The organism is Agrobacterium sp. GW821-FHT14E08 (assembly GCF_058803865.1).
This window is the reverse complement of sequence record NZ_JBXAPJ010000005.1, coordinates 59,991-76,144: the sequence shown is the minus strand read 5'-3', so window position 1 is coordinate 76,144 and position 16,154 is coordinate 59,991. Positions and strand designations below refer to the sequence as shown.

General features: G+C 56.4%; 13 protein-coding genes. 3 read left to right on the top strand and 10 right to left on the bottom strand.

Annotated elements, in window-relative coordinates; translation table 11 throughout:
• Position 1 precedes the first annotated feature (1 nt).
• Positions 2-1,567: a sugar ABC transporter ATP-binding protein gene (locus AC1ROR_RS18505; protein ID WP_035221924.1), complete on the bottom strand. Its 1,566-nt coding sequence runs from the start codon at positions 1,565-1,567 to the stop codon at positions 2-4.
• Between the two features lie 258 nt (positions 1,568-1,825).
• Between AC1ROR_RS18505 and AC1ROR_RS18500 the strand changes: the two genes are divergently transcribed.
• Together AC1ROR_RS18500 and AC1ROR_RS18495 are read left to right on the top strand one after the other, a co-directional pair.
• Complete coding sequence (locus AC1ROR_RS18500) at positions 1,826-2,518, top strand: FadR/GntR family transcriptional regulator (RefSeq protein ID WP_035221925.1); 693 nt, start codon at positions 1,826-1,828, stop codon at positions 2,516-2,518.
• A 42-nt stretch (positions 2,519-2,560) separates the two neighbouring features.
• Positions 2,561-4,093, top strand: a complete 1,533-nt coding sequence (locus AC1ROR_RS18495) for a UxaA family hydrolase (RefSeq protein ID WP_035221928.1) — start codon at positions 2,561-2,563, stop codon at positions 4,091-4,093.
• A gap of 119 nt (positions 4,094-4,212) precedes the next feature.
• Here AC1ROR_RS18495 and purH read toward each other — a convergent pair whose 3' ends face one another.
• From purH to htpX, 4 genes are all read right to left on the bottom strand, one after another.
• The gene (purH, locus tag AC1ROR_RS18490; RefSeq protein ID WP_498590311.1) at positions 4,213-5,829 is read right to left on the bottom strand and encodes a bifunctional phosphoribosylaminoimidazolecarboxamide formyltransferase/IMP cyclohydrolase; all 1,617 of its coding nucleotides are present in this window, start codon (positions 5,827-5,829) and stop codon (positions 4,213-4,215) included.
• 154 nt (positions 5,830-5,983) lie between these two features.
• The gene (locus tag AC1ROR_RS18485) at positions 5,984-7,651 is read right to left on the bottom strand and encodes a heparinase II/III family protein (RefSeq protein WP_498590448.1); all 1,668 of its coding nucleotides are present in this window, start codon (positions 7,649-7,651) and stop codon (positions 5,984-5,986) included.
• A 124-nt stretch (positions 7,652-7,775) separates the two neighbouring features.
• Positions 7,776-9,161: an RsmB/NOP family class I SAM-dependent RNA methyltransferase gene (locus AC1ROR_RS18480; RefSeq protein WP_498590447.1), complete on the bottom strand. Its 1,386-nt coding sequence runs from the start codon at positions 9,159-9,161 to the stop codon at positions 7,776-7,778.
• Positions 9,158-10,123 (bottom strand): zinc metalloprotease HtpX, encoded by a 966-nt coding sequence (gene htpX, locus AC1ROR_RS18475; RefSeq protein WP_035221934.1) that lies wholly within the window; start codon positions 10,121-10,123, stop codon positions 9,158-9,160. Before htpX ends, AC1ROR_RS18480 begins: the two co-directional genes overlap by 4 nt.
• A gap of 119 nt (positions 10,124-10,242) precedes the next feature.
• Here htpX and AC1ROR_RS18470 point away from each other — a divergent pair, with 119 nt between their 5' ends.
• Positions 10,243-10,443: a DUF1674 domain-containing protein gene (locus AC1ROR_RS18470; protein ID WP_035221936.1), complete on the top strand. Its 201-nt coding sequence runs from the start codon at positions 10,243-10,245 to the stop codon at positions 10,441-10,443.
• A 60-nt stretch (positions 10,444-10,503) separates the two neighbouring features.
• Here the strand turns inward: AC1ROR_RS18470 and AC1ROR_RS18465 are convergent, their stop codons facing one another.
• The 5 genes from AC1ROR_RS18465 to mnmE all read right to left on the bottom strand — a co-directional run bounded on the left by AC1ROR_RS18465 (position 10,504) and on the right by mnmE (position 16,130).
• On the bottom strand, positions 10,504-11,385 hold the full coding sequence (locus AC1ROR_RS18465; RefSeq protein WP_080836325.1) for a ParB/RepB/Spo0J family partition protein: 882 nt from the start codon (positions 11,383-11,385) through the stop codon (positions 10,504-10,506).
• 30 nt (positions 11,386-11,415) lie between these two features.
• A complete protein-coding gene (locus tag AC1ROR_RS18460; protein WP_035221942.1) occupies positions 11,416-12,210 on the bottom strand; it encodes a ParA family protein in 795 nt (264 codons plus the stop codon).
• 19 nt (positions 12,211-12,229) lie between these two features.
• Positions 12,230-12,847 carry a 16S rRNA (guanine(527)-N(7))-methyltransferase RsmG gene (rsmG, locus tag AC1ROR_RS18455; protein ID WP_498590310.1) on the bottom strand — a complete coding sequence of 206 codons (618 nt, stop codon included), beginning with the start codon at positions 12,845-12,847 and terminating at the stop codon, positions 12,230-12,232.
• Between the two features lie 11 nt (positions 12,848-12,858).
• Positions 12,859-14,742 carry a tRNA uridine-5-carboxymethylaminomethyl(34) synthesis enzyme MnmG gene (gene mnmG, locus AC1ROR_RS18450; RefSeq protein ID WP_498590309.1) on the bottom strand — a complete coding sequence of 628 codons (1,884 nt, stop codon included), beginning with the start codon at positions 14,740-14,742 and terminating at the stop codon, positions 12,859-12,861.
• A 62-nt stretch (positions 14,743-14,804) separates the two neighbouring features.
• Positions 14,805-16,130, bottom strand: coding sequence for a tRNA uridine-5-carboxymethylaminomethyl(34) synthesis GTPase MnmE (gene mnmE / locus AC1ROR_RS18445; protein WP_498590308.1), 1,326 nt, complete (start codon positions 16,128-16,130; stop codon positions 14,805-14,807).
• Positions 16,131-16,154: the final 24 nt, after the last annotated feature.

Here is a 16,154-nt window from a genome sequence, read left to right as displayed (position 1 = left end):
CTCACTGCGCCGCCCGGCCGTAACCGGACGCATAACGCATGATTTCTTCCTGATTGGTCTTGGCGGTTTCGAGCACGCCCGTGATACGGCCCTGATGGAAAACGGCGATACGATCCGTCAGACCCAGAATTTCCGGCAGTTCCGAACTGATGAGAATGACGCCGATGCCCTGCGCGGCCAGCTCGTCCATGATCTTGTAGATCGCGAATTTCGCGCCGACATCGATGCCACGCGTCGGCTCATCGAAGAACAGCACACGCGACTGCCGGAACAGCCATTTGCCGATGATGATTTTCTGCTGGTTGCCGCCCGAAAGCAGCCGCACCGTCTGTTCAATCGATGGGGTGCGGATATTCAGAAGGTCGACATAACGCCTGGCGACATCGTCGTGCTTCTTGAAATCGATCAGCCCGAAACGGTTGGACACCTCACCTATATTGGCAAGCGTTGTGTTGGCGGCGACCGACATCTTGATGGCGAGACCATCACTTTTGCGGTCTTCCGAGAGATAGGCGATGCCTTCCCTGATGGCGTCCTGCGGTGAGCGAATGGAAAGCTCGCGGCTCTCAAATACGATTTTACCGCTGTCCAGCGCATCGGCTCCGAAGATCGCGCGCGCCACCTCGGTGCGTCCGGCCCCCATCAAACCGGCAAAACCCAGAATCTCGCCGCGCCGCAGGGAAAACGAGATATCCTGGAATATGCCCGCCCGCGTCAGCCCTTCAACGGAGAAAATAACGTCTTCCGATGGCTTTGACGTGCGCTCGGGGAATTTGTCCTCCAGCGAACGTCCCACCATGCGCGTAACGATATCGTCAACGGTGATCGAGGCGAAATCATCGGTCGAAATATAGCGTCCGTCGCGCAAAACCGTTACGCGGTCGACAATCTCGGCCATTTCATCAAGGCGGTGAGAAATATAAACAATGCCGACGCCGGATGCCTTGAGATCGCGAATGACCTTGAACAGGAGCCGTGTCTCCTGCTCGGTCAGCGAGGAGGTCGGCTCATCCATGATCAGGACTTCAGCATCGAGAGACAGCGCCTTGGCGATCTCCACCATCTGACATTGAGCAACCGAAAGACCGCGGACAATCTGGTCTGGGTCTATATCGACGCCCAGCCGGTCGAGACAGCGCTTGGCGTCAAGGCGTAACTTTTTGCGGTCAACGAGGAAACCGCGGCGCGGCTCGCGCGCAAGATAAATGTTCTCGGCGACGGAGAGATGCGGAACGAGGTTCAGTTCCTGATGGATGATGGCGATACCGGCGGCTTCGGACTCCAGCGGCGATGCATATTGCACCTTGACGCCCTTGTGCAGAATGGTGCCGTCACTCGGCTGGTAGACCCCGCTGACGATTTTCATCAGCGTCGATTTTCCCGCACCATTTTCACCACAGACGGCATGCACTTCACCACTGCGCAAATCGAAATGCACGTTGGACAGCGCTTTGACGCCCGGAAATTCCTTGCTGATATTGTCGAGACGCAGAAGAACGGAACGCTCGCCGCGCGCGGTCTCCTCAGGCGAAAAATCGCCCCGAATTGTCGATGCGCCCTGCGACATCTGAAAACCTCCCAGCCGTGCTCCCCGCTCCACCGGGGTATCATGAACAGGCCGAATGGTTAGGCCGGTTTTTTCGAATGGTCAAGCCAATTTGGTCAAAACTTGAAAAATGGCGTCGAAGGTGCGTAGGGTCACCTAGCAGCTATATTCATAATAATACTTATAATTCATATATTTAAGTAATTTCTTGCGTATTGATGCGCTTGGCGTTACGGTAAGGCCAAATATAGATCGCAGACAGGGCTCATCAGAAAACACATGAATGGTCAGGCCAAAATAGCGGAACCACGCAGGCTTTATCAGCAGATTGCGGACCAGATACGCGAGCTCATCGATTTGGGCGAGTTTCTGCCCGGAACGCGGCTTCCGGCGGAGCGGGAACTGGCGCAAAAACTTGGCGTTTCAAGGCCGTCCCTGCGCGAAGCGCTGATTGCGCTTGAAATCGACAGCACGGTTGAAATTCGCATGGGTTCCGGCGTTTACGTGTCGACCGAGGCCCTTCAGACGACCCATCACACCAAGTCACTGGGCGATAGCCCATCTGAACTGATGCAGGCACGGGCCGCACTGGAGGGCGCGACTATCGTTTTGGCGGCAGGCCGCATGACCGATGAAACAATCGCCAGCCTTCGTCAGATCCTGAACACCATGCAGAAGGAAATAGAGGCGGGACGCAAGCCTCTGGATCAGGACAGGCTGTTTCACGTCACTATTGCCGAGCAATCCGGAAACAGCGTTCTGGCGCGGCTGGTGGCGAACCTCTTCGATGAGCGCCACAGCCCCATTTCCGCCCAGCTGCGCGTGAAATTCGAAGATCGCGATACATGGGCCTTTGCTCTTCAGGAGCACGAGGCAATTCTGGCGGCTCTGGAGCTGAAGGACCCGCTGCTGGCGCAGGCCGCCATGCACATCCATCTGGAAGGCTCCAAGAGGCGCTGGGTGGATAGCTGAATCTAAAATATAGCAGGCAATATACCGGGAGGAGGAAAACCCGTGAGTGAGAATTCCGAGGCAACCATTTTGCTGAACGCCAACGACAATGTCGCGGTGGCACGCCGGTCGATTCCGGCCGGTGGTGCGACGGGCAGGGGCGATCTGACGGCCCGTGAACTGATCGGGCGTGGACACAAGGTGGCCCTGAAATTCATCCGGTCCGGAGACGAGGTGTTGAAATATGGGCAGGTGATCGGTATCGCCACCCAGGATATCGAGCCCGGCAAGCACGTGCATCTGCACAATCTTGCCATGGTACCATCTGAACACGCCCATCAGTTCAGTGTCGATATCGAAGAAAAGGGCATGGTACCGGAAACCGAGCGCCGCACCTTCATGGGCTATGACCGTGGTCTCGGCGGCGTTGGCACGCGCAATTATATCGGCGTCATCGCTTCGGTGAACTGTTCCGCCACGGTATCGCGTTACATCGCCGATTATTTCAACAAGCAGGGCGGGCTTGACGGTTTCGACAATGTCGACGGCGTCGTGGCGCTGACCCATGGCGGCGGCTGTGCGCTCAATACAAAATCGGAGGGGTATCGCCTCCTGATCCGCACCATTCAGGGTTACGCGCGCCATCCGAATTTTGGCGGCATTCTGCTGATAGGCCTCGGTTGCGAAACCAACCAGATCGCCCCCATTCTTGAACATTACAAGATGGAAGAGGGGGAGCGGCTGCGCACCATGACCATTCAGCAGCACGGCGGCACACGCAAGACGATCGATGCGGCAATTGCCGAGATCAGGGCCATGTTGCCAATGGTCAATGCTGCCAGGCGGACCAAACAACCGCTTTCAAAACTGAAAGTGGCGCTGGAATGCGGCGGTTCTGACGGTTACTCCGGCATATCCGCCAACCCGGCTCTGGGTTATGCCTCCGACCTCATCGTCCGCAACGGCGGCACGACGGTTCTTTCCGAAACCCCGGAAATTTACGGTGCCGAGCACCTGTTAACAAAGCGAGCCGTCACGCCCGCGGTCGCCGAAAAGCTTTTGCAGCGCATTGACTGGTGGCGGGATTACACCGCGCGCAACGGCGACGAGCTGAACAACAACCCGTCCCACGGCAACAAGCTCGGCGGCCTCACCACCATTCTGGAGAAATCGCTGGGCGCGGTCGCCAAGGGCGGCTCCATGCCGTTGAAAGCTGTTTATGAATTTGCGGAAACCGTGACCGAACAGGGCTTCGTTTTCATGGATACGCCCGGCTACGATCCGGTTGCCGTCACCGGCCAGGTTGCCGGCGGCTGCAACGTCATCTGTTTCACCACCGGCCGCGGCTCCGTTTCGGGGTTCAAGCCTGCGCCCTGCATCAAGATCGCCACCAATTCCGAAATGTATGAACACATGAAGGAAGACATGGACCTCAACTGCGGCGAGATCGTCACCGGCGCTGAGACCATCGAAGAATCCGGCGAACGAATTTTTGAACACATTCTTGCAGTGGCTTCGGGCGACAAGACAGTGAGTGAGATTTACGACTATGGTGACAATGAATTCGTGCCATGGCAGGTGGGAGCGGTGACCTGAAGCACTTCAGATAAAAAGGCAATGACGGGTTTGCATTCGAGAAATCCCGATTGTCCCACGTGAAACAAAAAGCCCGGAAATTGCTTTCCGGGCCTTTTATTTGCACTGACGATATTGGCTCAATGGCGGAAGTGGCGCATGCCTGTGAATACCATCGTTACATTATGCTCATTCGCCGCATCGATCACTTCCTGATCGCGCATCGAGCCGCCCGGCTGAATAACAGCGGTAGCACCAGCGGCAATTGCAGCAAGCAGACCATCGGCGAAGGGATAAAACGCTTCCGAGGCCACGGCGGAACCGCGTGTAAGCGGTTCGGCAAGCCCCAGCGCCTTGGCCGCATCTTCCGCCTTCTGAGCGGCGATACGGGCGGAATCGACCCGGCTCATCTGGCCAGCGCCGATACCAGCCGTCTGCCCGTCCTTGGCGTAGATCACGGCGTTCGATTTAACATGCTTGGCGATCTTGAAGGCGAATTTCATGTCTTCAAGCTCTTGCGGCGTCGGCGCACGCTTGGTGACAACCTTCAGCTCAAGATCCTCGACCATGCCATTGTCGCGGCTCTGTACCAGCAGACCACCCGAAACGGTCTTGGCTGTAATGCCCGCCGCGCGCGGATCGGGCAGACCACCGGCGGTCAGCAGGCGAAGGTTCGGCTTGCGGGCAATGATTGCCTTGGCCTCTTCGGTTACGTCAGGCGCGATGATGACTTCGGTGAAGAGCTTGACGATCTCTTCCGCTGTTTCCGCATCGAGCGTGCGGTTCAAGGCGATGACGCCACCAAAGGCAGACACGGAATCGCATGCCAGCGCCCGCCGGTAAGCTTCAGCAAGTGTGGGACCAGTCGCGACGCCGCAGGGGTTTGCGTGTTTGATGATCGCGACAGCCGGCGCATTTTCGGGCAGGAATTCCGCCACAAGCTCGTAAGCCGCATCCGTGTCGTTGATGTTATTGTAGGAAAGCTGCTTGCCCTGAAGCAGCGTTGCCGTTGCGACGCCAGGACGCTTTTCACCGGTCAGATAAAAGCCGGCGCTCTGGTGCGGGTTCTCGCCATAGCGCATCTTTTCCTTCAGCGCGCCACCGATGGCTCGGTAATCCGGTGTTTCGATAGAAAGCGCCTCGGCAAACCAGTTGGAAATCACCGCGTCGTAAGCGGCAGTGCGGGCATAGGCCTTGGCGGCAAATGTCTGGCGCAGCGCGTAAGAGGTCTGGCCATCATCGGCCTGCAGGGCTTCCACCAGGGCGGGATAGTCTGATGGGTCAGTAACAACAGTGACATAGGCATGGTTCTTGGCGGAAGCGCGGATCATCGCCGGGCCGCCAATATCGATATTCTCAACCGTTGTCGGATAATCGCCGCCCTTGGCGCGCACTTCCTCGAAGGGATAAAGGTTGATGACGGAGAGATCGATCGCCTGGATACCATGCGCCTTCATGGCCTCGACATGGTCCGCATCGTCCCGGATCGCCAGAAGCCCGCCATGGACGTTGGGATGCAGGGTCTTGACGCGGCCGTCCATGATCTCCGGAAAATTGGTCACGTCGGAAACATCCGTCACCGGCAGGCCCGCATCCGCGATGGCCTTTGCCGTTCCGCCCGTCGACAGGAGCTTGACGCCGAGCTTCGACAGAACCGTCGCAAGCTCGATAATGTCCGTCTTGTCGGACACGGAAAGAAGCGCCGTGCGGATTTTGACCTTATCGGGCGCGGGGATTTTTTTGGACACGACAGCCATCAGGCATACTCCGTTCAACGGGGAGGACAGGCTGGACTGGGATTGATCCAGCAATTGCCGCCGCGTTAACACAGCTTGCCGTATTAATAAACAGCGGTAACGAGGAACGGTGTAAACTAAGGGCGGTTTTTGCCTGAAACCCGCCTGGAACCGTCTAGGCCTTGCGTTCGATGAGCCAGCGGATTTCACGCGTATTGGCGAGGTTAAAAGGCAGCTCGATCTGCTGCGAGGGCCGCATGCCGGACGCATCGGCCATAAAGACATCCTCGGTGACGAAAAGCTCCAGTCCCGGTGCCGAAAACAGCCAGGTCGTTCCGTCCGCCGCCTCCAGATAAACCGACTCCTCATCCCGCTGATGCAGCTGGATGTGGGGGTGGATATGGAAACGCGACACGGCCGAAACCGACTGCAATTGGGCTTTAACGGCATTTTCGTCGGCACGCAGAAGGTCGCGGCCCTTTATCTTCGTTCCCGCTGCATTCAATTCGATTTCCCGCTCATGATAACAGCCGAAATTCTGCAGATATCCGTCATGTGACGCCCACAGGACATCATTGCCATTTCCATCCGCTCCGCGCCGGCTATCGACATGGCTGACTCCGGAAACCATGATGGGTCCAAGCAGTCTCGAACGCGACAGCCTGCAAGACGAGGTGTCCGCCAGTGTCACGGTGGAGTGGGCGGCCGTCGACCGGCTGGCCCGCTGATATTCCGGTGCTGCATTTTTGGGAAAGCCGGAATTGACGATGAACCTGTTCTTGCCGCAGGACATCTCAAAAGACAGACACCCCGAATGGGCGTTGCGTGAAAGCTCCGCCGAACCGGGATAGCCCGTATCCACAATGATGACGGTATCATCGGTCGCAAGCCGATGATAATTCACATCCGGCAGCACTTTGGAGGGCCGGCCCGCCGTTTCATCATAGCGGAGCACGGAGACAAGTTCATTTGCAAGCGTGGCCGTCGCGCCGTTAAACAGCGCCAGATCCCCGCCCTGATGCCGGAAAAACCGGATTGCCGGAAACATGCGGTCTATCGCCGGCACAAGCCCGGACGGCAGGTCGTGGCCGAGATTGATATAGCTTTGCCGAAGCGGCAAAAGATCGAGCAGCAGATCCAGCATGACCCGCGGATTACGGGAAACATGACCGCCATCGGGAAGAATCTGGCGTTCCATTTCCTGAGCCAGCTTCATTCCATGCCGAGTAATGCGGGAAAGGCGGGTGGGCATGGCGATGGAGGCCATGGCCAGAGCAATCCTGATCCTTAGCCTCGCTTCCCCATCGGGTGCGTGTTTCACGATCCTGTCGAGATAACGGACATGAAAGGCAAGGCTTTTCAGAAAGCGGCGGTAAAAGCCCGCGTCAGCCTCATATAGAACGACGGGGGAGTGGGACAGCCAGGCGATCAACCTCTGCGCCGCAATCTCCGGTGACCAGGCTGTGCCGGTGAGCCGCTTGCCATTGATGGCGATCCACTCGGCAACGATGCGGCGGGCGCGCTTACACGCCTCGCTCGATCTGTCGGAACGGATATGCCGCAACCAGCCGAACGCATGTAGCCGCTCTTCGAAAACCAGCGAAGGATAATCCACCTGAAATGGCGACAGGCCGCCGGTTTCAACCACGCGACCAGCAAGCGCTATGCGGCCGTGCAGGAGTTCCTCGGCAAAATAGGGGTCGATGGCCCTGAGATCGGTGGGCGCTGCCACCAGCCCGTCGGGAACACGATTGGCAAACCGCGATAGATGCAGGCGCAAAGGAGTGAGGCCGACACACAGATGCCGATACGCCATCCGTGAAAGAAGACCGGCCGCATTCATGCTGCCTGCGAAGGACCCTAACAAGCTGTGTTTCCCGTTCACATGTTTTGTTTTTATCAGTGAACCGCGATGACCGGAACGTTATCGATAAATATCTAATGATTCGCGAAAGCTTCGCTTTTTTCTACTTCTTACGCAAGACACTGCTAAAAAACCCATCGACCCCACCGAACATATCCGGCGTCGTGCGAAGATCGCCCTCTGCCGTGATGGCGGCTTCCATTGCAGGCCAGTCCTCCTTGCGGACGGCAATACGCTCAATGCCGGGGTTTTCCGCGAGAACCTGCGCGATCATCATTTCCCCTTCCGAGGGATCGAGCGAGCAGTTGGAAAAGACAACAATGCCGCCGGAATCGATCATGGTGAGTGCATGTCGCAGCATCTGGCCCTGAAGAGCTGCAAGTTTGGCAATATCATTTTCATCCTTGGTCCAGCAGACATCGGGATGTTTACGAAGCGTGCCGGTTGACGAGCAGGGCGCATCGAGAAGGACGGCGTCGAAAGGCTGTTCCGGCTGGTACTTCATCATATTGATCTCCACCGTTTCGGCGTGAAGGCCGAGCCGGTCGAGATTTTCCCTCAGGCGGCGAAGACGATTGCCGGACTGGTCAAGCGCGGTCACTTTCGCGCCTGCAAGCGCAAGCTGGGCGGTCTTGCCGCCCGGAGCCGCACAGAGATCGGCAACACGCTTGCCTGAAATATCACCCATCAGCCTCACCGGCATGCTGGCAGCGAGATCCTGCACCCACCACGCCCCCTCGGCAAAGCCCTGCAGCGAGGGAATTTGGCCGTCGAATTCCCCAAGCCGCACACTGCCATTTGGCAGGAGCGTGCCGCCCAGCTTCTCCGCCCACAGAGCCGGATCGGCCTTGACCGTGAGATCGATGGAGGACGGCGTCAGCTGCGCCTCGGAAATCCGCTTTGCAGTCTCATCGCCATAGGCCGAAACCAGGCGTGCATAGAACCAGTCCGGCAGCACCGGAACCTGCGCAATGGCCTGTTCGATGTCCGTTTTTTCCCGACCCAGCCGCCGCAGAACCGCGTTCACAAGCTTGACGAAACGCTTGTTGCGCGGATCGCGATGGGCCTGTTCCACGGCCAGATCCACAGCGGAATGATCCGGAACATCCAGATAGAGCATCTGCGCCGCACCGACGACAAGGACGTGATGCAGCGAACGGGCGCCCTGCGGCAACGGCCCGTCAAGTAGCATCGATAGCGCCGTCTCGATACACGGGAGGTGGCGAAGCGCGCTGTTGACGATGGCTCTTACCAACGCCCGGTCTGCAAGGGAAAGCGCGCGATAAACGGGATTACCGTTTTCGCTGTCCAACATTCCGTCGAGCGATGTCTTCTTTTCAAGAACGGCTGCGAGAATGCGCGTCGCGGCAATGCGTGCTGCAAGGCCCGGCTTATCCTGGAAAGACGAAGGGCCGTCTTCACGGCCCTTGCCATTGGCCGACCTCGGCTTTTTGGACCGCGCCGGCTTATTCTGCATATCGGATGTCAAGACCACGGCCCTTTGCGCTCGTTTTCATTGCCTCGGCCCCTGCCTGTCGAGGGAACCGAGCCTGATTTGCGCAGAGGCTTATCATTCGCTGGCGTCGGCGTCGATCCTCGCGGGTAAAACTCATGTGCCATTGCGTGCAATGCCGCCACGCGGTTTTCCGTATTTGGATGGGTGGAGAAGAGATTGTCCATGCGCTCGCCGGAGAGCGGGTTGATGATGAACATATGCGCCGTTGCCGGGTTGCGCTCAGCATCGTCATTGTGAATCTGCTGCGCCATACCGGAAATCTTCTGTAGCGCAGACGCCAGCCACAGCGGATTGCCACATATTTCCGCGCCGCGCCGGTCGGCGGAATATTCCCGGGTACGGCTGATGGCCATCTGCACCAGCATCGCAGCCAGCGGTGCCACGATCATCGCGACCAGAACGCCGATGAAGCCAAGCGGATTATTGTTGTTTTCGCGATTGCCGCCGAACAGGAAAGCGAAATTGCCCAGCATGGAGATCGCGCCCGCCAGCGTCGCGGTGATCGTCATGGTCAGCGTATCCCGGTTCTGCACATGTGCCAGCTCATGCGCCATGACACCGGCTACTTCTTCAGGTGTCAGACGCTCGAGCAAGCCCGTCGAGGCGGCGACAGCGGCATTTTGCGGGTTTCTTCCCGTCGCGAATGCATTGGGCTGCGGGCTATCGTAAATATAGACCTTTGGCATCGGCAGGCCGGCATTATGCGAGAGATCGCGGATCATATGAAAGAATTCGGGCGCATTGGCCTCATCGATCTCCTTCGCGCGATAGGCGGAAAGGACCATCCTGTCTGAGTTCCAGTAGGAGAACAGATTCATGCCGGCAGCGATGAGGAAAGCAATCATCATGCCGCCTTTGCCGCCGATCAGAAAACCGACACCCATGAACAATGCCGTCATGAATGCCAGAAGCATTGCCGTGCGCATCATGTTCATCTGCCAAAATCTCCTCATCATCTATCAGGGAATATTCCGGGGGTTTATAAAGCCGGTTTGATTATATAATCTGGTAAACGGCAAACATATTTCAATATCCCGTCACAGGGAGGATTCTCATGCAGGATGCAGACAATGACAACGGCGCGGAAATGGCGAAGCGGCTTTCGCCGGCGGCGGAACGCGCATTGAAGGAAGCGGAAGAGCGCCGCAAACAGCAGGCGGATCTTCAATTACCACCGGAAACCGGTGGCCGCGGCGGCGCAGAACCCGTTCGTTTCGGTGACTATGAAATAAAAGGTCGGGCGATCGATTTTTGATCGGTAAAACAAAAAATACCCGCTAAAAGCGGGTATTTTTCAATAAAAACAGATGATTACTTATTTCTGTTCCAAAAGTCGGCAGACCGCTTCCAGTTGCTCCAGTGTGCGGTAGCCAATACGGATTTGTCCGGAACCGCCTTTGTGGCTGATCTTCACATCAAGACCAAGGGCGTCGGATAGGCTGCGTTCCAGCGCAATGGTATCGGAGTCCTTCTCGGCAGCCGGACGCTTCTCGGTAACATCGCCCTGCGACTTGATATCATTTTGCGCCAGACGTTCGGCATCACGAACCGAGAGACCTTTGGAGACGATGGTCTTCGCCAAAGTCGCCGGATCGGAAGTCGACACCAGCGCTCGCGCATGGCCGGCGGAAAGAGAACCGTCTGCCAGCATATCGCGCACCGGATCGGGCAGCTTCAGCAACCGCAAGCTATTTGCAACATGGCTTCGGCTTTTGCCGATGATTTCACCGAGATCGTTCTGAGTGTAACCATGTTCGGCAATCAGCTGTTCGTAACCCATTGCCTCTTCAAGCGGATTGAGGTCGGAACGCTGCACGTTTTCGACAATCGCCAGCTCCAGGGCCGTGCGATCGTCCACATCACGAACGATGACCGGCACATCCGTAAAACCAGCCAGCTGCGCCGCGCGCCAGCGCCGTTCACCGGCGATAATCTCGTAGCGGTTGACACCAACCGTTCGCACCACCACAGGCTGAACAATTCCATGCTGACGAATGGATGCGGCAAGATCCTGCAGCTCATTCTCATCAAAATGGCGACGTGGGTTTCTCTGGCTGCGGGCAATGAACTCAATCGGAATGGTGCGATCAGCGTTGACGGCGCGCTGCGGCTCACCCACTGGCACCGGTTGATCCATTTCTCCGATCAGCGCCGCAAGACCACGCCCGAGCCGACGCTTGGAAAGATCATCACTCATAAGATATTACTCCATACATTCCGGTGAACGTCACGCGGCCTTGCGCAGACGCTCTCTCTGGATCACTTCAGACGCCAGCTGCAAATAGGCTTGGCTACCGGCGCATTTGAGGTCGTAAAGAATTGCTGGCTTACCATAAGACGGCGCTTCGGAAACGCGAACATTACGCGGAATGAGCGTGTGGTAAACCTTTTCGCCCAGATGCGTCCGCACATCGGTAACGACCTGTTGCGCCAAGTTGTTGCGCGCATCAAACATCGTCAGGACGATACCCTGAATATCCAGCTGCGGATTAACCGAGCCCCTTATCTGACTTACCGTATCCAGCAACTGGCTGAGACCTTCCAGTGCGAAGAACTCACACTGCAACGGCACCAGCACGGAATGCGCGGCCGTCATGGCATTCATGGTCAGGAGGTTAAAAGAGGGCGGGCAATCAACCAGGATATAGGAGTAAGCTCTCGCCTCCGGTGTTTCCATGGCAGCGCGCAGCAGAAACACACGATTATTGACATTCGCGACCTGCATTTCGAAGCCGAGCAAATCCATCGTCGAAGGAACAATGTCCAAATTCGGAACCGCTGTCGGAACCGCGACTTCGGAGATGCCATTATCGCCCACCAGGAGATCGTAGGATGACAATTTGCGCTCTTTACGATCGATACCGAGCCCGGTGCTGGCATTACCCTGCGGATCAAGATCAATGATCAACACGCGCTCACCGATCGCCGCCAATGCGGTCGCCAGATTGATGGCCGTCGTTGTTTTGCCAACGCCGCCCTTCTGGTTTGCAACTGCGATAATCCGATTTTTCTCAAAGCTCATGCCGCACCCGGTCAGTTCGTCAGTGCCTTAAAATGAGGTTTCTGATTTCAAGAACAACAGAATCTGCCTCAATGACACTCTGATGTTTTACCAGATCAAACTGCCAGCGGCCATGCGCTTTCTGCACTTCGGAATCATAATCCCGGCCTTTATTAAAATAGGCCTTGAGATGCGGATTATTCTTCGCCCAAGGATGGATATAGTCGAACAACAAATCCAGCTCCGCAAGTGCTCTCGCGGAAACGGCGTCGCAGTCTTTTACCGATTGTGGCGCTTTTTCAATCCTGACTGGATGAACGGAGCCTCTTGCGCCGGTTTCCTTCAGCGCAATGCGCAGAAAAGCTGCTTTTTTATTGTTGCTTTCGACGAGATCAACCCAGCCATCGCCGAGCTCGGCCAGGAAAATCGCGGTGATAACGCCAGGAAATCCACCGCCGCTGCCGAGATCGATCCATTTTTTAGGTCCAGGGGAGAGCTGAAATATCTGCGCGCTATCGGCCACGTGCCGGCTCCAAAGCTCAGTAAGAGTTGAAGGCGCCACCAGATTTGTGGTTTTATTCCACTTCTTGAAAAGCTCGACAAAGTGCTCGAGTCTTTCCTGTGTTTCACGTGAAACACTCTGGCCGTTTATCTTCATAGTCCGACTCGCTATTGGTGCATGCGCATTTTTTCATTTCGCGTTGCAGAGCTTTTCCGCAGCAGTGCGAGTAGCAGCGATATAGCAGCAGGCGTCATACCGTCAACACGGGCAGCCTGTGCAATGTTTTCAGGACGCGCCTTTTCCAGCTTTTGTTTCAATTCGTTGGAAAGACCGGACAAGGTCTGAAAATCGAAATCACCGGGGATTTTTCTATCCTCGTCTCGCTTGATATCGACAATATCTGCGCTCTGGCGCTGCATATAGACGGCATAGCTGGCCTCAATTTGCAAAACCTCAGAAACTTTGCTGTCAATCGATCGCAACTCCGGCCAATGCACAGCAAGCGTCTCCAGGCTCATCTCGGGATAGGCGAGCAATTCATATACCGTGCGGCGCTGGCCATCCTGATTTAGCTTCAATCCCTGTTTCGCTGCCTGAGACGGGCTGATAGACATGTTTTTCATCACCTCCCGTCCCTTATCCAGATCCGAGAGGAAACCCGAGAAGCGCTCTTGCCTCTCACGACCAATGATGCCGGCAGCGTCACCAATAGGTGTTAGCCGCAGGTCGGCATTATCGACACGCAACGAAAGTCGATATTCAGCTCTCGATGTGAACATGCGATAGGGTTCGCTGACACCTTTTGAGGTCAGATCATCGATCATCACGCCGATATAGGATTCCGTGCGGCTAAAATAGATGGCGTCAGCATCGCCAGCATAAAGCGAAGCGCTCAGCCCGGCCACAAGACCCTGAGCCGCGGCTTCTTCATAGCCCGTCGTTCCATTGATCTGCCCGGCAAGAAACAACCCCGGAATTTTACGGCACTCCAGAGAGGGCTTAAGCTCCCGAGGATCGACGTAATCATACTCAATCGCATAACCCGGCTGAAGAATGGAAACTCTTTCCAAGCCCGGTATAGTTTGAATAAATTGTTCCTGAACGAATGCGGGAAGCGACGTCGAAATTCCGTTTGGGTAGATGGTGTGATCGTCCAGCCCTTCCGGTTCCAAAAATATCTGATGGCCATCGCGTTCGCCGAACCGGGTGATCTTGTCCTCTATCGACGGGCAATATCGCGGGCCTACCCCTTCGATCTGCCCCGAATACATCGCCGAGAGGTGAATATTGTCTTGAATGATCTTATGCCCGGCCGGCGTCGTCCGGGTGACACCACATTCGATCTGCGGATTGAGAATGTGATCCGTCATGAAAGAGAAAGGGATGGGATCCTCGTCAGCCGCCTGTCGATCCACCGCATTCCAGTCGATCGTACGGCCGTCGAGCCGGGCAGGGGTTCCCGTCTTCAAGCGGCCCATGGCAAGACCCAGGCGCGAGAGCGTTTGCGAGAGGCCGAGGGATGGCTCCTCACCAACGCGACCGGCGGGAATCTTTTCGGAGCCGATATGAATGAGGCCACGCAAGAAGGTGCCGCTGGTAAGCACAACAGCGCCACAATGAATCCGGCTACCATTCGCCATGATAACGGCAGAGACGCAATCACCAGCCATTTCAATATCGAAAGCATCGCCCTCAATAATCGTCAAATTCTCTATTGCACTGATTTCGCGCTGCATGGCCTCGCGATAAAGACGTCGATCGGCCTGCGTGCGTGGGCCACGAACGGCAGGACCTTTTTTGCGATTGAGCATACGGAACTGAATGCCTGCAGCATCCGCAACGCGGCCCATCAGCCCATCCAATGCGTCGATTTCTCGAACGAGATGTCCCTTGCCTAGACCTCCGATCGCCGGGTTGCAGGACATCACGCCAATCGTTTCGCGCTTATGGGTAACGAGAGCGGTTTTAGCACCATGTCGCGCAGCCGCAGCCGCGGCCTCGCTGCCGGCATGGCCGCCCCCGATAACGATGACATCGAATGACTGGTGCATATCCCTGCGCCCTATCTTAATTCATCAGCTTTGCCGCATCGGCAGCCAATGTTTCACGTGAATCATTTTCCAATGCAGAATTCCGAGAAGATTACGCCGAGCAAATCTTCCACATCCACGCGGCCCGTAATACGCCCGAGTGAGGTCGCCGCCAGCCTCAAATATTCAGACCTTATCGCAAGGTCCATGGCTTCGGAATGGAGCGCATCACTAACATAATTCAGCGTCTCTTCAAGGCGTTTTTTATGGCGCGCACGCGCGGGAACCAATGTCTGCCCAGCGCCGACGCGTTTCTCGATCTCACGCTTGATCGCTGCACGCAGCTCATCCAGGCCGAGCCCTTCTCCAGCCGAAATAGACAGGTCAAAACTCGCTTCAGCAGCAGGAGAAAGTGCCGATTTGGTTCGCACCTGCAAAAGACGTTGGTTCGCGAAGGAGGTTAAGGATTGTTTCGGAATCGAATCGTTATCCCGCAACAACAGGATGAGATCAGCAGTTTCCGCCGTCAGAACCGCGCGCCTAACGCCCTCCTGTTCGACCACATCCTGCGTATCGCGGATTCCCGCGGTATCGAATATCCGAACCAGATAGCCATCCAGATTGATATCGACACTCAGAACATCTCTGGTGGTGCCAGCTATGTCGGTCACAATGGCCACGTCACGACCGCTCAAGGCGTTCAGAAGAGTGGACTTGCCCGCATTGGGTTCCCCGACCAACGCCACCTTGAAGCCGTCACGGATGATTTCACTATTTCCACCACTCCGCAGATGACCGGCAATTTCATCCCTAAGCTCAGATACTGTCTGCCAGACCTGGGACGCGACGGAATCCGGGATATCATCTTCATCGGCGAAATCGAGTTCCGCCTCGATCAACGCGCGGGCGCGAGTCAAACGATTTGCCCAGCCATCATAAAGGGCCGACAATTTACCCGTACTCTGCTCCACCGCCAGGCGTCGCTGCATTTCCGTTTCCGCCTGCAACAGATCCGCAAGCCCCTCGATCTCGAGAAGGTCCATCTTGGCGTTCTCAAATGCGCGGCGGGAGAATTCACCCGCATCCGCAGGCCGGAGTCCCTGATGATTTTCAAGTTCGGTGAAAATTGACGCCAAAACGGCGCGACTGCCGTGACTGTGAATCTCGACGCAGTCTTCACCCGTAAAGGAATTGGGAGCAGGGAAAACAACCGTCAGTGCCTGATCGATTATATCTTCGTTTTGATCCCGAATCGAACTCAGAGTGACCTGTCGGGGAGCAGGAAGCGCGCGGCCGGTCAATATTTCCAGAGCCTCAAAGGCTTTTGGTCCGCTGATCCTGATGATGGCGACACCAGCCGGCAAAGCGCCGCTTGAAAGCGCGTAGATCGTATCGGCGGAAGCTGACATCACTCACCTCGTTTAAAACAGTCA